Source organism: Cellulomonas gilvus ATCC 13127 (assembly GCF_000218545.1).
Taxonomy (GTDB): Bacteria; Actinomycetota; Actinomycetes; order Actinomycetales; family Cellulomonadaceae; genus Cellulomonas; species Cellulomonas gilvus.
In genome coordinates this window covers 209,040-233,656 of record NC_015671.1, presented here as the reverse complement: position 1 = coordinate 233,656, position 24,617 = coordinate 209,040, and the positions used below count along the sequence as shown (strand labels likewise).

Genomic DNA, 24,617 nt, shown 5'->3' with positions numbered 1-24,617 from the left:
GCCTCAGCGGTCGAACGCCCAAGTCCGGTCGGTCAGCATGCGTGCCACCGCGAGCCCGATGGACAACGAGATGACGACGAGAGCGGCCTGCACGCCGTACGCGAGCGCGTCGAGCGTCTGGCCGTCGGACAGGTGGAAGATCGCCCGGTAGGCCAGCACGCCGGGCACCATGATGACGACGGCCGGCACGGACACGGTCACGCGCGGCACGTCCAGCCGCGGCGCCAGGTAGTGCGCCAGCACGCCGACGACGAGCGCGGCGCCGGCGGCAGCGGCCTGCGTGACCACGCCGAGGTCGACGAGCAGCAGGCGGCCGACGTTGGCGACCATGCCGACCGTGGCGGCGAGCACGGCCATCCGCCAGGGACTGTTGAACATGAGCGCGAACCCGATGACGCCCAGGAAGCTCGCGACGAACCGGAGCGACCACAGGACCACGGGGGCGAGGTCCGGCGGGGGCGGCGGGTCGGGCTGCAGACCGACCACCGACGAGACCGCCCAGACCGCGAGCGCGGCGGACGTCAGGACCATGAGCGCGTACGTGAGCCGGGACAGGCCGGCGGAGAAGTCGAGCCGGGCCAGGTCCAGAGCGCCGGCGACCAGCGGGAAGCCGGGGATCAGGAACAGCACCGCGGAGACGTACCCGGCCTCGTGCCGCGTGGTCAGCGCGCCCAGCTCGTGCAGGCCCGTGACGAGGCCCAGGTAGCTGAAGCACGCGATCGCGGCGGCGAGCATGGTGACGCCGAACGGGTTGTAGCCGCGGTGCAGCATCGCCCGCCGCACCAGCTGCCCCAGCCCGGCCGCGATGAACACGCCGCCGATCTCCACGGGCCCGCCGTTGTTGAGGAACGCGAACGCGGCACACGCGATCGCGGACCACAGCGCGTTGAGCACCGCCGGGTACAGCGGAGGACGGGTCGCGATCTGGTGCACCTGGACCAGCACCTCGTCGACCGGGACGGGCTTGCCGGTGGCCTGGTGCTGCCGCTCGAACCGCGTGACCATGCGCTCGATGAGCGCGAGGCGGTCGGCGTTGACGCCCACCGCGCGGACCTCCGCGACCTCGGTGCGGAACGAGTGCTCGCGGTGCGAGGTCGTGGTGATCTCCGTGAGGGTCACGTGGGCCTCGTGCCGGTCGACGCCCATGGCGCGCGCGATCCGTGCCATGGAGGCCTTGACCCGGTAGGAGCCGGTGCCACCGGACAGGCTCAGCTTGCCCACCTGCAGGGCGGCGCCGGACCGGCGGATGAGGTCGAGCTCGTCCGCGTCGGGGTAGCTCGGATGCTGGGTGCGCACGGGACCATCTTGGCGTGCCCGCGAGCGCGCGACTGGGCCGATCGGACTAGGGCGTGTCTGCGCCGGCCGGGGCCGTGCGGGTGCGCACGACGACGAAGGCGCCCGGCCGGGGGTCGCGCGACGTCGTGACCTGTGGACACGGGCGCATACCCCGGGACGCTCGCCCCCTAGACTCGCGCGGGCCGCGCGGAGACCCTGCCCGGCGTCCACCGAGGAGGCACCACCCCGATGTCGGTCCAGTCCCGCGCCCGGAGCGCGGCAGCAGTGCTCACCACGGCGGCTCTCGCGTTCGGCATCACCGGCTGCAGCGGCGACGAGCCGGTGGCTCCGGCCGAGTCGCGGTCGGCCGAGCCGTCGGCGCAGCCCACGGACGACGCCTCGCTGTTCGCCCACGTGTGGGACTTCGCCGGCCCGGAGGGCCAGAACGTGCGGCAGTACCTCCGCCTCGCCGACGACGAGTGGACCGTGCTGTTCGCCGGCGACGACGGCGCGACCGTCGTCGTCCTGGACCCGGAGACGGGCGCCGAACTGGCCAGCCAGCCGCTCGAGGGCATCTCCTACGCCGACGACTGCGTGCCGGGCGACGCGACGATGCTGTGCACGCAGATCGCCACGGACTCGTTCGTCGTGGTGGACCTCGAGACGCTCGAGACGATCGCGAGCGTGCCGGGCGGTGAGCCGATGGGCGTCGTGCTCGAGGGTGGCGTCGGGGACGACGTCGAGAGCACGCGAGACCATCGCGTCGCCGGGTGGTACCGAGCGGGCGACGTGCTCACGGTGCTGGACGCGACGGGCGAGGTGTCGGCGTCCTGGACGGGCGTGACGGACGCCGTGTCGGTCGGCCCGACGCTCTGGAACGGCGACTACTACCGCGGCAACCAGATCCTGCGGGCGGGCGGTGGCGCGGCCGAGACCTCGACGACGCCCCTGCCGGAGGCCTTCCTGTCGCCCACGCGCGCCGTCGCGCGCCGCGCCGACGCTCCTGGATGGGTCCTCGTCGACGACCAGCTCACGCCGCTCGGCACGGTCGACGGCGTGGAGGGTGACGAGAGCATGTTCACCCCCGTCGACACCGGCGAGGGCTGCCCGCTCGTCGACCAGGCGGGCGTGCGGGCGGGCGACGACAGGAGGGCGTACCTCCTGGACCGTGAGACCTTCGGGCGCACGCCGTTGAGCGAGGAGCTCGTCATGGACAGCACGGCCTCGGGCGTGTGCCGTGACGGCGAGATCTTCGCGACGCTGGCGGCTCCGGGGACGTGGGAGGCCGAGCTGTACCGCATCAGCGCGGACGGCACGGTGACGCACGTGACCGATGGGGTCGAGCAGATCGTGAACGGCCTCGGCGGCGACCTGGTCCTCGCCGAGGGTGGCGGTCGCTCGTACGTCCTGGACGTGACCACCGGTGAGGCGCTCGAGGAGGTCGACGACCTCGACCTGACGCGGTCGCTGCTCCCGTCGCTCTTCGACGCCGCACCGCTGTACGTCCAGCACGAGGGCGGCATGCGTGCGTACCGGAGCACGGCGGGCTCCTGACCGGTCCCGATTCTGCGAGACGCGGGGTGCCCCGCACGCCGCCTGCCGCCAGGATGGGCGGGTGCGTGAGTTCACGATCGAGGGCCGAGCCGACGTGGCACGGGGAGCGGCACACCTGCGGTGCCGCCTGCTGGCGCCGTCCGACCAGGTGTGGGAGGGCTTGACCGCCGGCACGCGCACCCCCAGCTGGCTGGGGCGCCTGGACGTCGGCTCGATCCCCGCGGGGGGCGAGTTCACTCTCTGGCACGACGATGACGTCCGGTCCCGGCATCGGGTCGTGCAGTGGGAGCCGCCACGCGTGCTCACACTCACGTGGGACTTCCCCGAGGAACGCCCGAGCCTGGTCACGTTCGAGATCACCGAGACAACCACGTCCGAGGCGACGCTCTCCGTGCACCACGAGGGCCTGGAGGACGCAGCGTCCTACACGGCCGGTTGGCACCGTCACCTGCAGTTCCTGGCGGCGCACCTCGCCGGCCAGGACCTGCCGGCCGAAGAGTTCTGGAGCGGCTACGACCAGCTCGTCGAGCACTACGCCGTCCCGAGCTCCGACCCCGGTGCCTCACCTGCCTGAGTTCCCGCCCCAGGGCGCCGCCCTCGCGTCACCGCATACCCGCTAGGTCGCGCTCACGTCGCCGTCGACGTACTGCCAGCCGTCGGCGTCGCGGACGAACCTGCTGACCTCGTGGAGCGAGCCGCGGCCGCCGGGGCCGCGGTGGAACGCCTCGAACTCGACCGTCCCGCGGGTGTCGAACGGGCCGCCGCCGCTCGTCGTCCGCACGTCCAGGCGGTACCAGGTGACGTCGTCGTCGAGCTCGACACTGGCGGGGCGGGTGGTCGGGTGCCACGTGCGGACCAGGTAGGCGGCGTCCCCCACCGCGAACGCGCTGAACCGCGAGCGCATGAGCTGCTCGGCGGTCCCGGCGCGGGCTGCGCCCAGGTGCAGCGGCTCGCAGCACTCGGCGTAGGTCAGCCCGCTCGAGCACGGGCAGCGGGTCGCGGTCACCGCGTCAGTATGGTCCGGGCAATGGTCCGCACGCCTGACGCCGCAGGTGGGCGCACTGTCGATGCTCGCAGCAACCGTTCTGCTGTGAGCCAATTGCGTTGACCTCGCGCGGGCGCCGGGAGTCTTCTGGACCCCGTCCGACGAGACGCTGGGTCAGCCGCCGTCGCACCGGACGAACCGGGCGTGTCAGACCCTCTCATTAGCGTCGGCACCGCCACTCGGCATCGTCGCCCACCACCCCTTGCCTTCCTCGGCGCGCCCGCGCGCCCGTGACCTGTTGGAGACACCATGACCGAGCCCGTGAGCGTCGCCAAGGCGACGTCCCCGGTCACGGCGGCACCGCCGCTGGAGACGTCCGCACCCGATCCCCGACGCTGGCGGATCCTGGCCGTCATCGCCGTCACCCAGCTCATGCTGGTGCTCGACGCGTCCATCATGAACATCGCGCTGCCGTCGGCCGGGGCGGACCTCCGCATCGCCGACGCCGACGTCCAGTGGGGCGTGACGGCCTACACGCTCGCGTTCGGCGGACTGCTCCTGCTCGGCGGGCGCGTGGCCGACTACCTGGGCCGCAAGCGCGCGATGCTGATCGGCCTGATCGGCTTCGCGGTGGCATCCGCCCTGGGCGGTGCCGCGCAGAACGCGGGCATGCTGTTCGGCGCCCGTGCCCTGCAGGGCGTCTTCGGTGCGCTGCTCGCCCCGGCCGCGCTCGCGCTCATCACGGTCACGTTCACCGAGGCGCGCGAGCGTGCCAAGGCGTTCGGCGTCTTCGGTGCGATCTCCGGCGGTGGCGCCGCGATCGGCCTGCTCGCGGGCGGGGCGCTCACCGAGTACCTCGACTGGCGCTGGTGCCTGTACGTGAACCTGCCCATCGCGCTCGTCACCGCGGTCGTGGGCATCCGGGTGCTGCGTGAGTCCCGCGCCACCGGTGACCGCCACTTCGACATCCCCGGGGCGCTGCTGTCGAGCGTCGGCCTGGTGGTCCTCGTGTACGCCTTCACCGAGGCGGCCAAGCAGACCACGAACGCCGCGGGCCTGCCCCAGGCGGTCGGCTGGACCGACCCGCTGGTGGTGACGCTGCTCGCGGTGGCGGCCGCGCTCCTGGTCGGGTTCGTGCTCCTCGAGCGGCGGGTCGCCAACCCGCTGCTGCCGCTGCGCATCGTGCTCGACCGCAACCGCGGCGGCTCCTACCTGATCTTCCTGCTGGTGGGCGCGGGCCTGTTCTCGATGTTCCTGTTCATGACGTTCTACTTCCAGTACGTGCTGGGGTACGAGCCCATGAAGGCGGGCTTCGCGTTCCTCCCGTTCAGCGTCTCGCTGATCCTGGTCGCCGGGCTCGTCGCGCAGCTCCTGCCGCGCGTGGGACCCAAGCCGCTGCTCGTGGTCGGCCTCACCGCCGGCATCGTCGGGATGCTGCTGCTGACCCGGACCCAGCCGGACTCGAACTACTGGACCACGGTGCTGCCCGCGCTCGTCGTGCTGAGCGTCGGCATGTCGATGGTGTTCATCCCGGCCTCCTCCACCGCGCTGGTGGGGGTGGGCGGCCACGACGCGGGCATCGCCAGCGCGGTGCTCAACACGTCGCAGCAGGTCGGCGGCTCGCTGGGCCTGGCCCTGCTCAACACGTTCGCGCTCACGGCGACCACCGACAAGTTCGCGGAGCTCATCGCGTCCGGGCAGGACGCCGGTTCGCCGGCCGCCATCGCGACCGCGAACGTGGCGGGCTACCACGTGGCGTACTTCGCGGGCGCCGGGCTCCTGGCGCTCGGGCTCGTCGCCGCGGTGACGCTGATCCAGGCGCGCCGCAGCGACCTGCCCACGGAGGGCGCGGTGGCCGCGGCCTGATCGGTCCCGGAGTCCCGGTCCGCAGCGGCGCCGCCGCTCGCGGACCGGGACTTCTGGCGTCCGGGGCCGGCTCCGGCCGGATCAGGCCTCCTCGAAGCGGACCGTGCGCGTCGCGACGTCCGCGTGCACCAGCCGCACCCGCACCTGCGTGCCCTGCTCGAGGCCCTCCCCGACGATCTTGGCGTGCACCACCGGGTCGGCCACCTGCAGCACGCCCGAGCGGCCGTCGTCGCGGACGTCCACCACCACGCCCGTGAACTCCTGCCCCTCGCGGCCGCTCAGCAGCGCCGCCTCGACCAGGTCCAGGCATCCGCGCTCGTACGCGGACGCCCGACGATCACCCGCGGCCATGAGCTCCGGGAGCGTCGGCAGGGCGCCGCGCACCCAGTCCGGCACCGGCTCACCTGCGCTCACCGCAAGGCACACCTCGGTGCCGAACCGGTCCACCAGCCGGCGCAGGGGCGCCGTCACGTGCGCGTACGGCGCCGCGATCGCGCCGTGCGTGACGCGCTCCGGGACCTGGCCGTCGAACGCGACGTACGCGGCGCCGCGCAGCAGCGAGGTCGCCTCGGTGAGCACCGCGGCGTGCTGCGGGCGGGCCGCGTCGAGCGTGCGCAGCACCGCCCCGGGCGCCGTTCCCTGCGGCCAGTCCACACCCAGGGCGAGCGCGGTGCGTCGGAGCCGGGCGACGTCACCCGCCTGCGCATCCGGCAGCGTGCGCAGCACGCCGACGCCCGCGTCGAGCATCAGGCGCGCCGCGCACATGCCCGTGAGCAACGAGATCTGCGCGTTCCACTCCTCGACCGGGAGCGTGGTGCGGCTGGTCAGCACCCACGCACCGTCCGCGGTGCGGTCGACCTCCTGCTCGGGCGTGGGCAGCGTGATGCCGCCGCGTGCGCGCTCGGCCGCGACCCGCAGCTCGCCGACCTCCCACAGCAGCGCCAGGGGCCCGTCGTCGCCCGCGAGCCCGGTGCCCGCCTCGATCGCCCGCTGCACCTCGTCGTACGTGAGCCGCGCGGTGCTGCGCACCGTGGCCCGGCGGACCGTCACCCGCTCCACCGCGCCGTCGGCGTCCAGGTCGATCTGCCAGAGCGCCGCGGGAGCCTCCTGGCCCGGGAGCAGGCTCGCCGCGCCCTCGCTCAGCTCCGGAGGGTGCAACGGCGTGCGGCCGTCGGGCGCGTACAGCGTGGTGACGCGGGCGCGCGCCTCGCCGTCCACCGCGCCGCCCGGCGTCACCCAGGACGCGACGTCGGCGATCGCGTAGCGGACGCGGAACCCGTCCCCGCGGCGCTCGATGTGCAGCGCCTGGTCCAGGTCCATCGAGCCGGGTGGGTCGATCGTCAGCAGCGGGACGTCGCGCGCGTCGTCGCGCGGGGCGTCCGCCGGACCGGCGGCGGCGCGTTCGGCCGCCTCGGCACGAACCGCTGCAGGGAAGTCGGCGGGGACGCCCAGCTCGTCGCGAAGGGTCTGCAGGCCTGCGCGGACCGCCTGGTCCACCTCGGCCAGGCGTGCGGACGGGACTGCGAGGCGAACTCGTCGACGAGGCACCCGCCGAGCCTAGGCCGACGCGCCACCCGGAGGCGGCGCGTCGGCCCGGCGTCGTCGCGTCAGACCGTCACTGCTGCGGGGCAGCCGGCGGCTGCTGCTGGGGTGCGGGCAGGGTCTCCGGAGCGGGCGGGGCCGCCGGAGGGGGCGGGGTGGCAGGTGCCGGCGGGGTGGCGGGCGCGGGTGCCACCGGGGGCACCGGCGCTCCGGGGGCCTCGACGCCGGCGGGCGGCGCACCCGGCGCGGGGGCGCCGTACGGCGCGGCACCGAACGGCGCGGGCGCGGCCTGCGTCTTCGAGCGGCGCTTGACCAGCACGACGGCCAGCACCACGCCCACCACGACCAGGAGACCGACGACGAGCAGCACCACGAGCAGCACCGGGAACGAGCTGCCGCTGTCCTTGGCGACCGCCTGCATCTCGAGCGTCGTCCCCGGCTCGCCCTCCCACGTGACCGCGTTGCCGTCGATGCGGCCGTTGGCGCTCTCCACCGGGCCGGGGAAGCGGAACGTGATGGTGATCTCGGCGCCGGACAGCTGCTCGGCGTCCATGCCGGACTCCATGTCGAGCGGGAGCGAGCCGTCGACCGTGAACTTGCCGTCCTCGTGCGTGACGCTCATGGTCTCGTCGCCGAAGTCCTCGAGCGGGACGGCCTTGAGCGTGTAGGTGCGGCCGACGAACGTGTCGTCCTCGTAGGGCTCGGACGTCGCGTCGCCGTCGAAGGGGTCCTCGTCACCGACGAGGTCGTCGAAGGACGCGCCCATGGTCTCGAGCGCCGCCTTGCTGGCCGCCATGACGACCGTGCCTTCCACGGTGTCGTCCTTGTTGAACGCGACGTCCATGTCCAGCTTCATGCATCCGGAGAGGGCGAGCAGGACCATCACGGCGCCGGCCACCAGGGCGACAGGCTGGGTCAGTCTGTGTCGGGGTGTCATGTGCCCCATCCTTGCGGCACCACGCCGCCCGCGTCAGCCGAACGCCCGTCGGGTGGGTGTGCTGCGCGCCGCACCGGAGGCACAATGGCCGCGTGGCTGGGCACCGGGTGTTCTCGATGAGCGTCGCCAGCGTGTACCCGCTCTACGTCCAGAAGGTCGAGCGCAAGGGCCGCACGCAGGCCGAGGTCGACGAGGTGATCCGCTGGCTCACGGGGTACGACGACGCGGGCCTGCGCCGCGTGCTCGACGACGAGGTCGACTACGCCACGTTCTTCGAGCGGGCACCGCACCTCAACCCGAACGCCGCCCTCATCACCGGGCTCATCTGCGGGATCCGGGTCGAGGAGATCGAGGACCCGCTCATGCAGAAGATCCGCTGGCTCGACAAGCTGGTCGACGAGGTCGCCCGCGGCAAGAAGATGTCCTCGATCCTGCGCGGCTCCGCGGCGTCCTGAGGGTGCCGACGTCCGGGCCGCGCCTGGTCGGGCTCTCAGGACCTTCGTCGCGCGCCTCTCTCGAGAGGCCCTCATCCGCCCTCGGGCGACTCGGTGACGATCGAGCCGTTGAGATCGAATGAGCTCAACAAGGCCATCAATCGCTCGTTCACGGTCAGGTGGTTCGCTACCAGCCAGGCGTCGTCCGCGTCCGGCCGGCCGACGACGTCCATGCGGTGCCACTGCCCGAGATCGACGTCCTCGCCGCGCATCAGGATGTCGAACTGCTCTCCCTTGCACGCGTCGACGTGCCCGAACACCAACCCGGTGATCGACGCGCTCTCGAGTGCCCGGCGCAACCGGTCCGTGACCAGGAACGTCGGGAACGTCTCGACGATGTCCTCACCCCGCCAGGCGTCGAAGGCGAACTGGAAGTACTCGACGACCGGCGGCCACGTCGACGTGTTCAGTACGGCATCCGGTCCGAGCTCGCCGGACACCTTCGGTTCGACCCGGAACGTGGGCATGGAGTCGATCCTGCCAGCGGGTCGAGCGAGTACGCGACCACCCATCAACCGCTGTGGATGCCCGTGGGCATGACACCACTCGCCCTCGCTCGGCAGGTGTGAGCAGCGCAGGCGACTCGGCCGGAAACACGGCACCGCCGGATGCGTGGTCCACGCCGCGCGCCGCCGCACTGAGCCGCCCGAGCCGCCGCGCTCAGCTCAGGCACCGTGCATCTCCCATGATGTACATGGCGGTACGGTCCTGCCCCGCCCTCCGTACTCCGTCCTCGTCGTACTCGACCCGGGTCGCTTCGAAACTCGCCTCGTCGCTGAGCGTGCGCATGACCTGGACGATCTGCCAGAGCTCGCCTGGCTCGAGCACTGCCTCCTGGAGCGGGACCCTTCGCGCCCACGCATCGGCCGACCAGTCGTCATCTTGCGCCACGGACGGCGGGACGTCCGCAGCGACGGAGTACCACTTGCCGCCGTCGGGCACCAGGAAGACCCCGTCGACCTCGACATCGACCGGGGCTACGGGTTCGACCTTCCGAATCCGGATCGGCGACTCGCCGAGGTTCTTGACCCACACCGCACCGAGGGCGCGCGCGTGGCGCACCCCGGGGTCGGGACAGTTCAACTCCTCCCCACCGGGGCCAATCCTCAGCGACCCAGAAGGCAGCTCCGTGGAGGCGCTGCACCCCGCGCTCAGAGCCGCGATGGCGAGAACCCCCAGGACCGCGCGCAGCCGGTTGTGCCACGTTCGCGCTGTCACCGCCGGGCGACCAGCCTTCCGGTGTCGCTAGCGCTCCGATCGAAGCCCAGTCCAGCGACGCTGGATCCCCGCCCGAACGAGGTGTCCGAGCCCTCGCTGTGGATGGACCGCAGGGTCACGGCCGGCGTCGTCGAGCAGGCCAAGCGAATGACCGCGGAACGCCTTCCGAGGTCCTCGTGCGTCGGGGTTCCGCCGGCCGGCTCTGCGTCGCCCTCGCCAACCGTCGGGCGGCCATCCACCACGGGCATCTCAGCGACCTCGCCCACTGTCATTGGCCCGTCGGCGACTACGGTCACGTCGTCCCCCTCTCCGATCTGCGGGAACGCACGTACGGCGGAGGGCAAGGGATTCGAACCCTTGGGTACGGGGTCACCGCACCAACGGTTTTCAAGACCGTCGCTTTCGGCCGCTCAGCCAGCCCTCCAGCGCCGGCCTGAGCCGGCGGCGCGACGAGTCTCCCACAGCGCACGGGTGCGGGAGCGAGGTCACCACGGGGTCGCGTCGCGCTCCCACCATCGCGTCGGGAGGCCGGGCGAGACGACGACGAGCCCGAACAGCGCCCCGAGGCGCGCCAGGTGCGCGTCGTAGGTGGCCACGCCGGTGACGTCGCGGTGGGTCAGCATCGCGCCGCAGTGCAGCGCGACGTACGCGGTCGCGACCCCGCCCACGTCGGTGGCGCGGGCGATGGCCTGGTCGGAGAACCGGATCACCTCGAGCCGGCGGGCGACGTCGTGCGCCACGTCCTGCACGGCCTGGCCGCCGAGAGTGCGCGCGGTCCCGCGCAGCTCCGTGGTGCCGAGCGGCGTGGTCAGGAGCATGGGCTCGAACCGCTCGGCCCACGCGCGCCACATCTGCCCCTGGGGCGCACCGGGCAGGAACCGCGTCAGGGCAGAGCCGTCCGCGTACACGCGCGGACTCTCGACGACCCGGGGTGGCACGCGCCCCATCATGGCCCACCGGCGCGGGCGCCGGGCGTGGTCGGCTCGTCGTCGGGGACGACGAACGGCCGGCCCACCCGAAGAGGTGAACCGGCCGTCCGACGACTGCCGCGGATCAGCGGCGGCGCAGTCGCTCCATCGCGAGCTGCACCAGCGAGATCAGCGCCTGCTTGGTGGCCGCGCGCGAGCGCGCGTCCGTGTAGAGCACGGGGACGTGGGCCGGGATGGCCAGCGCCTCGCGCACGTCGTCGAGCGCGTGCTTGGCGACGCCGTCGAAGCAGTTGACGCCCACGACGAACGGGATGCCACGGCTCTCGAAGTAGTCGACCGCCGGGAAGCACTGGTCGAGACGGTCGGTGTCCACCAGCACCACGGCACCGATGGCGCCGCGGACCAGGTCGTCCCACATGAACAGGAAGCGGTCCTGGCCAGGCGTGCCGAACAGGTACAGCCACAGCGAACCCGGCAGCGCGATGCGGCCGAAGTCCATGGCGACCGTGGTGGTGGTCTTGCGGTCCGAGACGCCACCGGCGTCGTCGACGCCGACGGAGTGCTCGGTCATCGCGGCCTCGGTGTTCAGAGGCTCGATGTCCGAGATGGACCCGATGAAGGTCGTCTTGCCGACGGCGAACCCGCCGGCGACGACGATCTTGACGACGGTGGGGGCGACGGCGCCAGCGGTTCCGGCCGGTGCGGCCACCGCGGCGTCAGAGGGCGGAAATGCCATTGAGAACACTCTCCAGCACGCTCAGGGACAGGGCGGGGGACTCACCGGTGTTGACCTCGACCGGCTGAGAGGTGTGCACGCGCACGAGCTGCTGCTCGGACATGTCGGAGACGAGGATCCGCACCACGCCGAGCGGCAGGTGGAGCAGTGCGGACAGCTCGGCGACCGAGATGTAGTTGCTTGCGGCATGCTGCAGGATCGCGCGCCGCTCGGGCGGCAGACCCTGGCTCGACACAGCGTCCGGCATCGCTTCGACCAGTGCCTCGATCGGCAGGTCGGAGCGAGACGAGCGCACGCGCCCGCCGGTGACGGCGTAGGGCCGCACCGTCCGGGCGACGTACTCGATGTGCTCACTCATGGAGTAGGGCTCCTCAGACGGCAGGGGCTCGGGTGGCGCCGTCGACGGGGAGCTGGCCGCGCATCTCGGAGATGAGCTGCGGGGTCAGCGTCGCCTCGGTCCGGGACACGAGCATGGCCATCTCGTATCCGATGAGGCCGACGTCGCAGCTGGACTCGGCAACCACGGCGAGGACGGAGCCGTTCGAGACGCTCATGAGGAAGAGGAACAAGTTGTCCATCTCCATGATCGCCTGACGCACCTCCCCCGCACGCAGCTGGCGCGCCGCGCCACGGGTCAGGCTCGACATGCCGGAGACGATCGCTGCGAGCTGGTCGCCACTGGTGCGGTCCAGCTGCTCCGACATTGCCATGAGAAGACCGTCGGCCGACACCACAAGTGTGTGGCGAGTGCCGGGCACGGTCCGGACAAAGTTGTCCAGGAGCCAGCCGAAGTTGGCTGCCTCGGTGCTGAGCGCGGTCACACTTCCTCCTTGCTGGTGCAGTCGACGACTGCGGGTTCGTACGTCCCCACGGCGGGGGCGATGGTGGGGGTCACGATGTCCTCGGGGTGTCGTTCGGGCCGGCGGCCTGGCGACCGCGCGACGTTCCGGACTGGAAGCTGGACAGACGGCTCCGCAGCTCGTTCGCGTCGCGCTGGACCGGCGCCTCGGTGGACGGCTCGGCCGCGGTCTGCGGGATCGCGGTCGGCACGCGCTTGGTGAGCCGCTCGCCGGAGCTGTTGGCGGCCGGCCGGTAGGCCGAGAGCTGCGAGAGCTCCGACAGGGCCTGCTCCTGGATGTCCGACCGCAGCGCGAGCATGGCCGCCACGTTGTCGTCGAGCGTCCCGATGCGGGGCGCGACCGACGGCGGCAGCATCGGGTTCGGCACGTCGACCGCGGCCTGCGGCGCGGGCGCCGGTGCAGCGGGGCGCGAGGCGGCCCACTCGGGCGGTGCCCAGCCCGCGGCGGGCGCGGCCGCGACCGGCTCGGGCGCGGCGGGGGCGGGGGCCTCCGGCGCGGACCACTGCGGGGCGGACCACGACGGCGCCGCGGCCGGAGCCGGTGCGGCCGGCTCGGCGGGGGCCGACCACGCCGACGTGCGGACCGGCTCCGGCGCGGGCTCCACGGGAGCCGGCGACGGTGCGAACGACGCGGCAGCGGGTGCCGCGGTCTCCGCCTCGGGCTTGCGACGTCCGAACAGGCCCCACTTCTTGCGGGGACGGTCGTCCTCGGCGGCGGGCGCGGGCTGTGCGGCGGCAGGCGCCTGCATGTCGCCGAGGCCCGTGGCGCCGAAGCCACCGAACGCCGGTGCCGGAGCGGCGGACACGGCCGGGGCGACCGGCTCGGGTGCCGGCGTCGGAGCGGCGTAGGCCTGCGGCTGCGGCTCGGCGACGGGTGCCGGGCTCTCGGCGGGTGCCTCCGCGTCGGCCAGCGAGGGCCAGGCGGGCGCACCCCACGCGGGCGTCGTCTCGGCCCACTGCGGGGCGTCCGCCGGGTCCTCGGCGAGCGCCGGCACGGCGAACGACTGCTCCTGGACCGGCTCGACGGCCGGCGCCGCGTACGCCTCGACGGGCTCCTCGACCAGCACGGGCTCGACGATCGGCTCGACGAGCTGCGTCGGCGCCTCCCAGCTCGGGGGCTCCCAGGCCGGGGGCTCCCACGCGGGCACGTCCTGCGCGACCGGCTCGGCCTGCGCCTGCGCGACGGGCTCGGGCTGGTCGGTCGGCTGCTCGACGACGGGCGCGGGCTCCGCGACGGCCGCGGGCTGCTCGACGACCGGCGCCGCGGGCTCGGCCACGGTGGGCAGCGCACCCGTGTGCCACGCGCGCGCCTCGTCGAGCGTGCGCTCGAAGTCGAACGGCGCCTGCGGGTCGGGCGTCTGCGTCGGGGCGGCCCAACCGGCGTAACCGCTGTACGCGGTGTAGCTCACCGGGGCGGGCGCCGGTGCGACGGGCGACTGCGCCGCAGCCTGCTCGTCGGATGCGGGCGTCTGCGCGGCCGGCTCGGCGGGTGCGTCGTACGTCGGGACGTACGCCGCGGCCTCGTAGGCGGCCGGCGCGTCATAGGCGGTCGACTCGGGCTCGTCCACGACTGCCGCCGAGGCAGCCTGGTCGAACACCGGAGCCTCGAAGGCGGGCGCCTCGAACCACTGAGGGGCCGCGGCCGGTGCCGCGACGGTCTCCTCCGCCGGCACGTGCTGCTCGTAGCCGGACGGCTCGAACGCGGGCGCGTCGTACGCCGCGGGCTCGTCGGCCACCGGCTCGAAGGCGGCCGGCTCGTGCACGGCGGGCTCGAAGGCGGCCGGCTCGAACGGGGCGGGCTCGTAGGAGGCGGGCTCGAACGGCGCGGGCTCGTACTGCGCGGGCGCATCCACCGCGTGTGCGCCACCCAGCGGCGCACCCTGCTCGAACGCAGCGGGCTGGTAGGCCTCGGGCTCGGCCGGAGCCTGCTCGACACCACCCAGCGGAGCACCCTGCTCGAACGCGGCCGGCTGGTAGGCCTCGGGCTCAGCCGGAGCCTGCTCGACACCACCCAGCGGAGCACCCTGCTCGAACGCGGCCGGCTGGTAGGCCTCGGGCTCAGCCGGAGCCTGCTCGACACCACCCAGCGGAGCACCCTGCTCGAACGCGGCCGGCTGGTAGGCCTCGGGCTCAGCCGGAGCCTGCTCGACACCACCCAGCGGAGCACCCTGCTCGAACGCGGCCGGCTGGTAGGCCTCGTCGGACGCACCGGAGTCCTGCTGCGGAGCCCACTGCTCCTCGTCCTCGGCGAGGCCGGGCACCACGATCGGCGCGGGCGCCTGACCGTGCGCACCGAGCGACATCCACGGCGCACGCACCTGGTCGGACCGGTTCTCGTCGCCGTCCGCGGCGAGGCCGGGGACACCGCCCTCGGCGGCCGAGCGGCCACGGAAGCCGGAGAACAGACCCGCACGCGCGGCTGGCGAGGCGGGAGCTGCGGGAGCCACGGGCTCGTCGGCGACGGGCTCGGGCGCCTGCCACGCGGACGTGCGGCCGCTGCGGCTGGGCAGGCCACCACCGGTGGACTCGAGCGCGGCGGGGCGCCAGTCGGGTGCGGCCGTCGACAGGTCGGGCGACAGCGTCGCCGCGGGGGCCTCGGGGAGGACGATGTTGTCCTCGTCGAACGTCTTGCGGGGACGTGCGGGCAGGTCGCCACCACGCGTGGGCAGCTCGCCGCCGCCTCGCGTGGGCAGGCCCACCTGCGTCACGGGGATCGCGCCGGACTCGGCCTCGCCCTCGACACGGCGGCGGCGCGGCAGGCCGAGGGCGGTCTCGCCGTCGGTCAGCGCGGTCAGGTCCACGGGCGCGACCTCGGGCGCGGCAGCGGCGTCGAGCGCCATCTCCTGCGCGACGCCCGGCGCGCCGTAGGTGTCGGTCTCGGTGCTCGCGAACAGCGTGGCGGGGAACAGCACGGTGGTGTCCGTACCCGTGCCGCCCTCGGCCTTGGCCAGGCGCACCGCGGCGCCCAGCTTCTGGGCGATGCGGCCCACCACGAACAGGCCCAGGCGCTGCGCACCCAGCGCGTCACCCGCGGCGGACGACGCGATCTTCGCGTTGGCCGCGCGGATCTCGTCCTCGGTCATGCCCAGGCCGTGGTCGCGCACGCGCACCACGACGAACTGGCCGGACACACCGGTGGTGACCGTGACGGGCGTCTCGGGCTCGGAGAACACCGTGGCGTTCTCGAGCAGCTCGGCCAGCAGGTGAGCCGCGGGCAGGGCGTTGAAGCCGAGCATGTGCGGGTCGATCTGCAGGTCGAGCTCGATCCGGTCGTACTGCTCGATCTCCGAGGACGCGGTACGGATCACGTCGGACAGCGGCATGGTGTCGCGCAGGCGACGTCCCGAGTCGATGCCGGCGAGCACCAGGAGGGACTCGGCGTTGCGACGCATCCGGGTGGCGAGGTGGTCGAGGCGGAACAGGTTCGCCAGCGTGTTCGGGTCCTCCTCGGACCGCTCGAGCGAGTCGATGAACGACAGCTGGCGGTTGAGCAGCACCTGGTCGCGCCGGGCGACGTTGACGAACATCTCCGCGATCGAGCCACGCAGCATCGCCTGCTCCTGGGCGACGCGGACGGTGGTCGCGTTCATCGAGTTGAACGCCTGGGCCAGACGGCCGACCTCGTCACGGGACGTGACCGGGATGGGGTCGAGCTGCACGTCCGGCTGCTCACCGGGGGTGGCCACCTGCTCGACGATGCGCGGCAGGCGCTCACGCACGTCGGACGCAGCGGACGTCAGGCGTCGCAGCGGGGTGACGATGCTTCGGGCGACGACGAGCGCGAGCAGCAGCGAGGCCGCGGCGGCGAGGATCGTCGCGGCGATCGTCAGGATGGCCTGGTTGCGCGCGGCCGCGGCCTCGTCGGCCGCCAGCTCCTGCGCGTGTGCGATGGACTGGCCGGCGAGCGCGACCAGCGCGGTGGTCTGCTCCTCGATGTCCGCGCCGTACTTGGCGGGGTCCACCTTGGTGACCGTGTCCGCGGTACCGGCGGACAGCAGCGTGCGCATCGCGATGAACGCCGAGCTCGGCTGGTTCGACGGCATCGTCGCGTCGAGCCCGGAGACGCGGTAGAGGGCGGCGGCCGCGTCGGCACGCATGATCTCGACCTGCTGGACGGTGTCCCCGTAGACGCCGCCGAGCGTGGGGCTGTAGCTGCCCGAGACCAGGGTCATGCCGTCGATGAGCTCGCCGACCAGTGCGGTCGAGAGCGTGGACAGCGCGAGGTAGGAGTTGACGGCGGTCGCGACGTCACGGTTCTGGAACGTCTCCGACAGCTGCGCGACGAGCTCGAGCTGGCCGTCCTCGATCGTCTCGAAGTTGGCGCGCACCGTGGAGCTCGACCCACCGCGGTTCACGGCGGTCCGGGCGTTGACGAGCGTCGTGTCGTAGTCCTCCTGCACCGAGCGGAACTGCTGCACGAGTGCGGGCGGGAACTGGCTGAGGTCGAGGTCGGCTGTGACCTTGCGAACCCGCGCGAGCGCGGCGTCCGTGGTGGCCTGCGCCTTCGCGATCGCGTCCGGGTCGGTCGTCGTCATCGACGTGACGAACTCGCCGTCGATCGCCTGCCCGAGCGGCTGGTAGGCCTCGAGGGTCTCGGTCACCTGCTGGGTGCCGCGCGCGTCCTGCCAGGCGGAGATCGAGGTCGCCGAGATGTACACACCGAGCAAGGCGAGCACGAGCATCGGGACGGCCAGAACGGCCAGCACCTTGGCCCGAATGCCAAGTCGTCGCAGCATCTCTTTTCCTTCCTCACCTGACGCGGGCCCTCGTGGTCGGGGGGTGCGACCACAGGCTGCCCGTGCGGCTACATCGGCCTCTGGACCTACGACCATTAGCCCGCCGCAGAGTTTGCCACGGACCTCACCCGGGAAGATACGGACAGATGGGGACACTCTGGCCCACCTGAACGGTCGTAAGGTGCCCGGGTGCGAGCCGTCACGATCACTCGACCGGGTGGACCGGAGGTCCTCGAGGTCGCGCTGGTGCCCGATCCGCAGCCGGGCCTGTCCGACCTCCTGGTGGAGGTCGAGGCGGCCGGGATCAACCGGGCAGACCTCCTGCAGCGGGAGGGACACTACCCCGCCCCACCTGGGACCCCGCCGTGGCCGGGGTTGGAGGTCGCCGGCGTGGTGCGTGCGGTCGGTGCGGCGGTGGGCGCCCGGGGCGGGACTGGTCCCGGGTCCGACGAGCGGTGGCAACCGGGTGACCGCGTCGCGGCGCTGCTCCCGGGCGGCGGCTACGCCGAACGGGTCGTCGTTGCCGCGGAGCTGGCGCTGCACGTCCCCGACCACGTCCCGACGAACGACGCGGCGGCACTTCCCGAGGCGCTCGCGACCGCCTGGACCGTGCTCGAGACGGGCCGCGCGACGCCCGGTGAGACGCTCCTGGTGCGTGGCGGGTCCGGTGGTGTGGGCAGCGTCACCGTCCAGCTGGCGCATGCGCTCGGGCTGCGTGTCCTGGCCACGGCGGGTGGGCGCGAGCGCGTGGAGCGCGTCGCACGCCTGGTCCCGGACGGGTCGCTCGTCGTGCTCGACCACCGCGCCGACGACCTCGTCGAGCAGGTCCGTGCCGCGACCGACGGCCGCGGCGTCGACGTCGTGCTCGACGTCCTGGGCGCGGGCGGCCTGGCCGACAACGTCGCGATGCTCGCGCTCGACGGGCGCGTCGTCGTGATCGGGCTGCAGCGCGGCCGGCGCGCTCAGATCGACCTCGGTGAGCTGCTCGCGCGGCGCGGCGCGGTGCTGACCACCACGCTGCGCTCACGCTCGTCGTCGGACAAGGCGCGGATCATGTCCGAGGTCCGGGCGCGCGCGTGGCCGCTGGTCGCGGACGGCCGCGTGCGACCGGTGGTGCACGCGACCCTGCCGTTCGAGCAGGCGGGCCGGGCGCACGAGCTCCTCGCGTCGGGCGAGGTGCTCGGCAAGCTGCTGCTGGTGCCCTGAGCCGGCCCGGGTCAGCCCGGCGTCAGCCCAGCAGGCCCGCGGCCAGCGCGGGGGCGATCACCGGCGTCAGGGGCAGGCGCGGGATGAGCGCGGCCTGCACCGCGTGGTAGAGGTCGGCCTTGCCGGCCCAGACCGTGCGGGACACGGTGTTGTCGGTGCCCAGCTCGTGCCACCACGAGCCGCCCTCACGGTCCAGGTGGTGGGCCCCGATGTACTCCCACCACGTGGTGTACCAGTCGTCGAACCGCGGCTCGCCCGTCGCGGTGTGCAGCGCGGCCGCGGCCGCGACGGCCTCGGCGGCCACCCAGTGCATGCGCTCGCGCACCACGGGAGCGCCGGACCAGTCGACCGTGTAGACGAAGCCGGGTGCGCCGTCGACGTCCCAGCCCTCGGCGACGCCCGCGTCGAACAGCGCCACGGCGTCCTGCAGCATCCAGTCCGGGACCGCGTCGCCGCGGGCCTGCAGCGCGGCACGCGCGTGGAGCGTCAGGCGGGCCCACTCGAACCAGTGCCCGATCGTGGCCCCGTACGGCCGGAACGGGTGCGCCGGGGTGTCGGCGTTGTACTCGAGCTCGGGCGTCCACGCCGAGTCGAAGTGCTCGGGGATGCGCCACTGGTTGTCCCGCGCGAAGCCGTGCACCACGCGTCCGACGATGCGCACCGCGCGGTCGAGCCACACGCGGTCACCGGTGACGTCCGCGGCGGCCAGGTACGCCTCGACCGTGTGCATGTTCGCGTTGACCCCGCGGTAGGCGTCGAGCGTGCCGAACGCCGCGTCCCACTCCTCGACCGCCATGCCCGCGGCCTCGTCCCAGAAGTGCCGTTCCTGGACCTGGAGCGCCGCGTCGAGCAGCTCGCGCGCACCCGGGCGCCCGGCCGCGGTGGCCGACGACGCCGCGAGCACCACGAACGCGTGCGGGTAGGCGGCCTTCGTCGTCGTGACCGGCGTCCCGTCCCGCTCGACCTCGGCGAACCAGCCGCCGTGCTCGTCGTCCGCGAACACGCCCGTGATCGCGGCCAGGCCGTGGTCGACGAGCGCCGCCGAGCCGGGCCGGCCGAGCAGGTGACCCAGCGCGTACACGTGCGTCATGCGGCACGCGATCCACAGCTCGAGCGGTCCGTCGGTGGGACGGCCCGCGTCGTCCTGGCGGGCGAACCCGCCGCCCGGCAGCGCGGATGCGCGGCCGAACTCCAGGAGACGGTCGGTCTCCGCCTCGAGCCAGCGGGCGTGAGCAGCGGTGGTCAGCCAGGCCATGCGGACACCCTAGTGGCGTGCGGCGCCCTGGCCGTGGGCCCACGCGTCGGTGAGAATGCCCCGGTGAGCGACGACCAGCAGCACGCGCCCGACGAGCCCCGCATCGTGATCGTGCCCGCGGACCGGACCGACGAGCCCGGAGGGACCGACGAGCCCGAGGACGCCGACGAGGACGTGCGCGGCATGGTCGCCCAGCCGGCCAAGGTCATGCGCATCGGCACGATGATCAAGCAGCTGCTCGACGAGGTGCGCAGCGCACCGCTCGACGACGCCGCCCGCGCGCGCCTGGCCGAGGTGCACGAGCGCTCGCTCCACGAGCTCGAGGAGGGCCTGTCCCCCGAGCTGATCGAGGAGCTGCACCGCATCACGTTGCCCTTCACGGAGGACGCGACGCCGTCGGACGCCGAGCTGCGCATCGCGCAGGCGCAGCTGGTGGGCTGGCTCGAGGGGCTGTTCCACGGCATCCAGACCGCGCTCGTCGCGCAGCAGATGGCCACGCAGGCCCAGCTGCACCAGATGCGCCGCGCGCTGCCGCCCGGTGCCGTGCGGCCGCCGGGCATGGCGGCGTCCGACGAGGGCGCGGACGGGCCGGGCGGCACGGGGCAGTACCTGTAGCTCAGGCGGGAGGCGGTGCCTCCTCGGCGGCGTCCGACGCACGCGCCGTGAGCGCGATGGCCCCGGAGACCAGCAGCAGACCCACGACCTCGAGCCCGTGCGGCACCTGGCGCAGCATCACCGCACCGACCACGGCCGCGGTGGCCGGCAGCAGTGCGAGCAGCACCGCGAACGTCGCGGGCCGCACACGCCGCAGCACCACCTGCTCGATCCCGTAGGGCACCACCGACGAGCACACCGCGACCACCACGACGAGCAGCGCGAGCCGCGCGTCGTGCAGCACGGGACCCGCGGTGTGCGCGAGGAACGGTGCGAGCACGAGCGCGCCCGCGGCCATCGCGACGCTCAGCCCCGTGAGCCCGCCCGTCGCGGCCGTCGCGACGCGCCGCCCGAGCACGATGTAGAACGCCCAGCACAGCGCCGCGACCCCGATCGCGACGAGCCCGCGCACCGCCTCGTGGCCCGCCGTGAGGCTCACGCCGGCGAGCAGCACCACCCCCGCGGCGGCGACGACGATCGCGGTCCGGTCCCGCCACCCGCGGCCCGTGACCGCCGCGACCGCGACCGGCCCGGCGAACTCGAGCGCGACCGCGGTGCCCAGGGGCAGCGTGTCGATCGCGACGTAGAACGCGACGTTCATGCCCGCGAGGACGACGCCGAACAGCGCCGCGGTGCGGACGGAGGGCCACGTCCACGTCGCCCGCGCGCGCCACGGCCGGCGCCACGCCACGAGCACGAGCGCGGCGACCGCGACCCGCAGCCACGCGACGCCCGCGGGCGCGACCCGCGCGAACAGGTCCACCGCGACCGCCGCACCGACGTACTGCGTGAGCCCCGAGATCACGAACAGCAGCGGGGCGGGCACGCCCGTCAGGCTAGCCCGCCCCGCCGCTCGCACGCCGGGCGTGCGCGACCCTCGTCGGGACTACCCCTTGACCGAGCCCGCGAGGAGCCCGCGCACGAAGTACCGCTGCAGGGACAGGAACACGATCGCGGGGATGATGATCGAGACGAACGCTCCCGCCGAGAGCAGGAACCACTGCGAGCCGCGCGTGCCCGTGAGGTTGAGCAGCGACACCGTCATGGGTGCGAGGTCGCGCGACGAGCCCGCGAACGTGAGCGCGACCAGCAGGTCGTTCCACACCCACAGGAACTGGTAGATGCCGAGCGCCGCGATCGCGGGCTTGAGCATCGGCAGCATCAGGCGGAAGAAGATCACCACGTGCCCGGCCCCGTCCACGCGCGCCGCCTCGATGAGCTCGGCGGGGATCTCGCGCATGAAGTTGTGCAGCAGGAAGACCGCGAGCGGCAGGCCGAACATGGTGTGCGAGAGCCACACCGCCCAGAACGTCCCGGCGATGTCCATGTCCGCGTACAGCGAGAGCAGCGGGATGAGCGTGACCTGGATGGGCACCACCTGGAGCGCGAACACCGCGATGAACAGCACGTTCTTGCCCTTGAAGTCCATCCACGCGAACGCGTACGCCGCGAGCGTGGCCAGGAACATCGGCAGCACCACGGCCGGGATGGTGATGACGACGGAGTTGACGATCGAGGGGGCCAACGACTGCGCGTTGTCCGGGGACAGGACGTTGCGGTAGTTCTCCAGCGTGAACGTCGGGTCGGTGAGGACCGTCCACCAGCCGCTCGAGTTGATGTCCGCCACGGGCCGGAAGGACGTCACCAGCAGCCCGAGCGTGGGGATGGTCCACAGCACCGCGAGCACCACCGCGAACAGCGACGCCCACGGCCGGGAGAGCCGCTGCTTGGCGGCCGCGGCGGTGGAGCGGCGCGGCGTGGTGGCCGCGGACTTCTTCGTCAGCGTGACGTCGGGGGCGCTCATCGGTCCGCCTTCCGCAGGTGGCGCACGTTGTAGACGATGATCGGCACGACGAGCACGAACAGCAGGACCGCGAGCGCGGCGCCCAGCCCCTGGTTCCCGGCGCTGAAGCTCTGCGTGTAGAACTCGTCGGCCACCACGCTGGTGCCGAACCGGCCGGCCGTCATGGTCCGCACGATGTCGAACACCTTCAGGCACCCGATCGCGATCGTCGTGAGCACCACGATGAGCGTGGGCCGGATGCTCGGCACCGTGACGAACCGGAACATCTCCAGGGAGGACACGCCGTCCAGGCGCGCGGCCTCGGTGATCTCCGCAGGGATCGCCTTGATCGCGGCGGACAGGATGGTCATGGCGAACCCCGCCTGGATCCAGATCATCACCGCGATGAGGAAGAAGTTGTTGAGCGGGCTGTTCAGCAGGAAGTTCTGGGGTGTCCCGCCCAACCACACGATGATCTGGTTGATGAACCCGATCTGCCTCGGGTTGTTCGCGACGGCCGGGTCGTAGAACCGGTACTCGTACATGAACTTCCAGATGATCGACGCGCCCACGAACGAGATCGCCATGGGCAGGAAGATCAGCGCCTTCGCTGCCGCCTCACCCTTCGCGCCGTCGACGAGGATCGCGTAGACCAGCCCGACGACGGTGGCCACGAACGGCGTGACGAGCACCCACAGCACGGTGTTGCGCAGCACCACCAGCTGGTCGTCGGACGTGAAGATGTCGGCGTAGTTCCCGAGCCCGATGAACGTCGTCCCGGCGGCGTCGTACAAGGACCGCCAGATGGTGTGCAGGGCGGGGTAGACCAGGCCGACGACGATCAGCAGGATCGTCGGGCCGATGAACCACCAGGCGACGCGCCGCGCGCCGCGGCGTTCGAGCAGGTGGACCACGAGCAGGATCACGCCGATGACCGCGGCGAACGCGACGAGCGCGACCACCATCTGCACCAGCTTGTCGGCGGCTTCCACAGCGACCTCCTCCGGATGAGGGCACGACGGGACGGGCACGCACCGGTGCCCCGGGAGCGGTCCGCCCCCGGGGCACCGGTGTCACGTCACGACGACGGCCAGGCCGCCTCGATCTTGTCGAGCGTGTCCTTGGTCGACTGGCCGGTGATCCAGCTCGTCGCCTCCTTCCAGAAGGCGTTCGAGCCCACCGCGGCGGGCATCATGTCCGACCCGTCGAACCGGAACACCGCGTTCGGGTCCTGCAGGATGCCGGCCGAGAGCGCGTCGATCGGGTTGACCAGGATCGAGGTGTCCAGGCCCTTGTTGGCCGTGATCCAGCCGCCGTTGGTCAGGTCCGCGCTCGCCTTGGCCTTGAGGTTGGCCCAGGTGTCGGTGCTCCAGAAGTCGAGCAGCGCTTGAACGGCCGGGTCGTCGGAGAACGCGGTCACGAACTCGCCGGCGCCGAGCACGGGCTTGTCCTCGGCCGCCTGGCCGGGCAGGTAGAACGCGAAGATCTGGCCGTTCTCCGAGATGTCCGTGCCCTTCGGGAAGTTCGCGGCGTAGAAGCTCGCCATGCGGTGCAGCGAGCACTGGCCGTCGAGGATCGGCAGGCCACCGTCCTGGAACGCCGTGGTGGCGATCGACGACACGTCGCCGTAGCCGCCGTTCACGTAGTCCGGGTTCTTGAGGTAGGCGCCCACCGCGTCGAGCGCCTGCGTGGGCACGTCGGAGTTGAACGCGATCTCGTGCTTCACCCACTGGTCGTAGACGTCCGGGCCGCCGACGCGCAGGACCATGTCCTCCATCCAGTCGGTGACCGGCCAGCCCGTCGCGGCGTCGGACGCGATGCCCGCGCACCACGGCTTGTGGCCCGAGTCGGCCGCGATCGTGTCGCTCAGCGTCTTGAGCTCGTCGAGCGTCGTCGGGACGGTCCAGCCGTTGGCCTCGAACTCCTGCGGCGAGTACCAGACCAGCGACTTCACGCTGGCGCCGGACGGTGCTGCGTAGAACGTGCCGTCGACGGTGCCGAGCGCCTTCCAGTCCTCGCCCCAGAACTCGTCGACGTTGGCCGCCACGCCCTCGGGCGCGGCCTTGACGGTCCCGGTCGCGACGAGCTGGGCGAGGAGGCCCGGCTGCGGGACGATCGCGATGTCCGGCGGGTTGCCGGCCTGCGCGCGGACCAGGATCTGCTGCTCGAACTGCTTGTCCGCCTGGTAGTCCACCTTGGCGCCCGTGCAGTCCTCGAACGGCTTGAACGAGTCGACGTACGGCTGGTCCTCCGGGTTGACGATGCCCGCGTAGATCGTGATGGTCTTGCCGTCCAGGTCGCCGTACTCCTCGAACGCGGCGCAGTCGGCGTTCGTCTCGCCCCCGCCGCCCTTCGGGTCCTCGTCGTCGCCGCCACCGCAGGCCGTCAGCACCAGGGCGAGCGCCGCCCCGGTCGCCGCCACCGCGTATCCGCGTCGGTTGCGCAAACTCCTCATCGAGCGCTCCACATCGTCGCTGGGACGACCCGAGCACGCCAGGGCGCGCCATCGGGTCCTGTCGCCAGCCATGCAAGCGCTTACGGACAGACCTCGCAAGTCGGATCCCGCATCAGGACCGTCACAATTCGGT

General features: G+C 72.8%; 22 protein-coding genes and 1 tRNA gene. 6 read left to right on the top strand and 17 right to left on the bottom strand.

The window, feature by feature from the left end:
- Nucleotides 1-3 precede the first annotated feature (3 nt).
- Nucleotides 4-1,296, bottom strand: coding sequence for a threonine/serine exporter family protein (locus CELGI_RS17500; RefSeq protein ID WP_013882260.1), 1,293 nt, complete (start codon nucleotides 1,294-1,296; stop codon nucleotides 4-6).
- Between the two features lie 228 nt (nucleotides 1,297-1,524).
- Here CELGI_RS17500 and CELGI_RS17495 point away from each other — a divergent pair, with 228 nt between their 5' ends.
- Complete coding sequence (locus tag CELGI_RS17495; RefSeq protein ID WP_013882259.1) at nucleotides 1,525-2,829, top strand: hypothetical protein; 1,305 nt, start codon at nucleotides 1,525-1,527, stop codon at nucleotides 2,827-2,829.
- 61 nt (nucleotides 2,830-2,890) lie between these two features.
- Nucleotides 2,891-3,403, top strand: coding sequence for an SRPBCC domain-containing protein (locus CELGI_RS01020; RefSeq protein ID WP_013882258.1), 513 nt, complete (start codon nucleotides 2,891-2,893; stop codon nucleotides 3,401-3,403).
- Nucleotides 3,404-3,445: 42 nt separating this feature from the next.
- On the opposite strand, the gene CELGI_RS01015 is transcribed toward CELGI_RS01020, so the two are convergent.
- Nucleotides 3,446-3,835: a YchJ family protein gene (locus CELGI_RS01015; protein WP_013882257.1), complete on the bottom strand. Its 390-nt coding sequence runs from the start codon at nucleotides 3,833-3,835 to the stop codon at nucleotides 3,446-3,448.
- A 288-nt stretch (nucleotides 3,836-4,123) separates the two neighbouring features.
- Here CELGI_RS01015 and CELGI_RS01010 point away from each other — a divergent pair, with 288 nt between their 5' ends.
- Nucleotides 4,124-5,680: an MFS transporter gene (locus CELGI_RS01010; RefSeq protein WP_013882256.1), complete on the top strand. Its 1,557-nt coding sequence runs from the start codon at nucleotides 4,124-4,126 to the stop codon at nucleotides 5,678-5,680.
- Nucleotides 5,681-5,761: 81 nt separating this feature from the next.
- Here CELGI_RS01010 and CELGI_RS01005 read toward each other — a convergent pair whose 3' ends face one another.
- Complete coding sequence (locus tag CELGI_RS01005) at nucleotides 5,762-7,228, bottom strand: RNB domain-containing ribonuclease (protein WP_041574044.1); 1,467 nt, start codon at nucleotides 7,226-7,228, stop codon at nucleotides 5,762-5,764.
- 67 nt (nucleotides 7,229-7,295) lie between these two features.
- Nucleotides 7,296-8,066 carry an LppM family (lipo)protein gene (locus CELGI_RS01000; RefSeq protein ID WP_150104626.1) on the bottom strand — a complete coding sequence of 257 codons (771 nt, stop codon included), beginning with the start codon at nucleotides 8,064-8,066 and terminating at the stop codon, nucleotides 7,296-7,298.
- Between the two features lie 185 nt (nucleotides 8,067-8,251).
- On the opposite strand from CELGI_RS01000, the gene CELGI_RS00995 reads away from it, so the two are divergent.
- Nucleotides 8,252-8,614, top strand: coding sequence for a DUF2200 domain-containing protein (locus CELGI_RS00995; RefSeq protein WP_013882253.1), 363 nt, complete (start codon nucleotides 8,252-8,254; stop codon nucleotides 8,612-8,614).
- A gap of 71 nt (nucleotides 8,615-8,685) precedes the next feature.
- Here the strand turns inward: CELGI_RS00995 and CELGI_RS00990 are convergent, their stop codons facing one another.
- From CELGI_RS00990 to CELGI_RS17685, 8 genes are all read right to left on the bottom strand, one after another.
- Entirely contained in the window at nucleotides 8,686-9,120 is a 435-nt protein-coding gene (locus CELGI_RS00990; protein ID WP_013882252.1) for a hypothetical protein, read from the bottom strand.
- 193 nt (nucleotides 9,121-9,313) lie between these two features.
- Nucleotides 9,314-9,871 carry a hypothetical protein gene (locus CELGI_RS00985; RefSeq protein ID WP_013882251.1) on the bottom strand — a complete coding sequence of 186 codons (558 nt, stop codon included), beginning with the start codon at nucleotides 9,869-9,871 and terminating at the stop codon, nucleotides 9,314-9,316.
- Between the two features lie 334 nt (nucleotides 9,872-10,205).
- A tRNA-Ser gene (locus CELGI_RS00975) sits at nucleotides 10,206-10,295 on the bottom strand.
- A gap of 61 nt (nucleotides 10,296-10,356) precedes the next feature.
- Complete coding sequence (locus tag CELGI_RS00970; protein WP_013882250.1) at nucleotides 10,357-10,818, bottom strand: PIN domain-containing protein; 462 nt, start codon at nucleotides 10,816-10,818, stop codon at nucleotides 10,357-10,359.
- A gap of 106 nt (nucleotides 10,819-10,924) precedes the next feature.
- Nucleotides 10,925-11,536: a GTP-binding protein gene (locus tag CELGI_RS00965; RefSeq protein ID WP_013882249.1), complete on the bottom strand. Its 612-nt coding sequence runs from the start codon at nucleotides 11,534-11,536 to the stop codon at nucleotides 10,925-10,927.
- Nucleotides 11,517-11,894, bottom strand: a complete 378-nt coding sequence (locus CELGI_RS00960; protein ID WP_013882248.1) for a DUF742 domain-containing protein — start codon at nucleotides 11,892-11,894, stop codon at nucleotides 11,517-11,519. The genes CELGI_RS00965 and CELGI_RS00960 overlap by 20 nt, the downstream gene beginning before the upstream one ends.
- A 13-nt stretch (nucleotides 11,895-11,907) precedes the next feature.
- Nucleotides 11,908-12,357, bottom strand: a complete 450-nt coding sequence (locus CELGI_RS00955) for a roadblock/LC7 domain-containing protein (protein WP_013882247.1) — start codon at nucleotides 12,355-12,357, stop codon at nucleotides 11,908-11,910.
- 70 nt (nucleotides 12,358-12,427) lie between these two features.
- On the bottom strand, nucleotides 12,428-17,131 hold the full coding sequence (locus CELGI_RS17685) for an ATP-binding protein (protein ID WP_013882246.1): 4,704 nt from the start codon (nucleotides 17,129-17,131) through the stop codon (nucleotides 12,428-12,430).
- 189 nt (nucleotides 17,132-17,320) lie between these two features.
- Here CELGI_RS17685 and CELGI_RS00945 point away from each other — a divergent pair, with 189 nt between their 5' ends.
- The gene (locus CELGI_RS00945) at nucleotides 17,321-18,337 is read left to right on the top strand and encodes an NAD(P)H-quinone oxidoreductase (RefSeq protein ID WP_013882245.1); all 1,017 of its coding nucleotides are present in this window, start codon (nucleotides 17,321-17,323) and stop codon (nucleotides 18,335-18,337) included.
- A gap of 22 nt (nucleotides 18,338-18,359) precedes the next feature.
- Here the strand turns inward: CELGI_RS00945 and CELGI_RS00940 are convergent, their stop codons facing one another.
- Complete coding sequence (locus CELGI_RS00940) at nucleotides 18,360-19,592, bottom strand: AGE family epimerase/isomerase (RefSeq protein WP_013882244.1); 1,233 nt, start codon at nucleotides 19,590-19,592, stop codon at nucleotides 18,360-18,362.
- Nucleotides 19,593-19,655: 63 nt separating this feature from the next.
- Here CELGI_RS00940 and CELGI_RS00935 point away from each other — a divergent pair, with 63 nt between their 5' ends.
- Nucleotides 19,656-20,207: a bacterial proteasome activator family protein gene (locus tag CELGI_RS00935; protein ID WP_041574291.1), complete on the top strand. Its 552-nt coding sequence runs from the start codon at nucleotides 19,656-19,658 to the stop codon at nucleotides 20,205-20,207.
- Nucleotide 20,208: 1 nt separating this feature from the next.
- On the opposite strand, the gene CELGI_RS00930 is transcribed toward CELGI_RS00935, so the two are convergent.
- The 4 genes from CELGI_RS00930 to CELGI_RS00915 form a co-directional block, all read right to left on the bottom strand.
- The gene (locus CELGI_RS00930; RefSeq protein ID WP_013882242.1) at nucleotides 20,209-21,072 is read right to left on the bottom strand and encodes an EamA family transporter; all 864 of its coding nucleotides are present in this window, start codon (nucleotides 21,070-21,072) and stop codon (nucleotides 20,209-20,211) included.
- 60 nt (nucleotides 21,073-21,132) lie between these two features.
- Nucleotides 21,133-22,050 carry a carbohydrate ABC transporter permease gene (locus CELGI_RS00925; RefSeq protein WP_013882241.1) on the bottom strand — a complete coding sequence of 306 codons (918 nt, stop codon included), beginning with the start codon at nucleotides 22,048-22,050 and terminating at the stop codon, nucleotides 21,133-21,135.
- Complete coding sequence (locus CELGI_RS00920) at nucleotides 22,047-23,021, bottom strand: carbohydrate ABC transporter permease (protein WP_013882240.1); 975 nt, start codon at nucleotides 23,019-23,021, stop codon at nucleotides 22,047-22,049. The genes CELGI_RS00925 and CELGI_RS00920 overlap by 4 nt, the downstream gene beginning before the upstream one ends.
- Nucleotides 23,022-23,107: 86 nt before the next feature.
- Entirely contained in the window at nucleotides 23,108-24,484 is a 1,377-nt protein-coding gene (locus tag CELGI_RS00915) for an ABC transporter substrate-binding protein (protein ID WP_013882239.1), read from the bottom strand.
- Nucleotides 24,485-24,617 lie beyond the last annotated feature (133 nt).

What these genes read in the sequence shown, in the direction of transcription:
- CELGI_RS17495 (WP_013882259.1), top strand. Translation starts at nt 1,525, where the DNA reads ATGTCGGTCCAGTCCCGCGCCCGGAGCGCGGCAGCAGTGCTCACCACG.
- CELGI_RS01010 (WP_013882256.1), top strand. Translation starts at nt 4,124, where the DNA reads ATGACCGAGCCCGTGAGCGTCGCCAAGGCGACGTCCCCGGTCACGGCG.
- CELGI_RS01000 (WP_150104626.1), bottom strand. Translation starts at nt 8,066, where the DNA reads ATGGACGTCGCGTTCAACAAGGACGACACCGTGGAAGGCACGGTCGTC.
- CELGI_RS00990 (WP_013882252.1), bottom strand. Translation starts at nt 9,120, where the DNA reads ATGCCCACGTTCCGGGTCGAACCGAAGGTGTCCGGCGAGCTCGGACCG.
- CELGI_RS00970 (WP_013882250.1), bottom strand. Translation starts at nt 10,818, where the DNA reads ATGGGGCGCGTGCCACCCCGGGTCGTCGAGAGTCCGCGCGTGTACGCG.
- CELGI_RS00965 (WP_013882249.1), bottom strand. Translation starts at nt 11,536, where the DNA reads ATGGCATTTCCGCCCTCTGACGCCGCGGTGGCCGCACCGGCCGGAACC.
- CELGI_RS00960 (WP_013882248.1), bottom strand. Translation starts at nt 11,894, where the DNA reads ATGAGTGAGCACATCGAGTACGTCGCCCGGACGGTGCGGCCCTACGCC.
- CELGI_RS17685 (WP_013882246.1), bottom strand. Translation starts at nt 17,131, where the DNA reads ATGCTGCGACGACTTGGCATTCGGGCCAAGGTGCTGGCCGTTCTGGCC.
- CELGI_RS00940 (WP_013882244.1), bottom strand. Translation starts at nt 19,592, where the DNA reads ATGGCCTGGCTGACCACCGCTGCTCACGCCCGCTGGCTCGAGGCGGAG.
- CELGI_RS00925 (WP_013882241.1), bottom strand. Translation starts at nt 22,050, where the DNA reads ATGAGCGCCCCCGACGTCACGCTGACGAAGAAGTCCGCGGCCACCACG.
- CELGI_RS00915 (WP_013882239.1), bottom strand. Translation starts at nt 24,484, where the DNA reads ATGAGGAGTTTGCGCAACCGACGCGGATACGCGGTGGCGGCGACCGGG.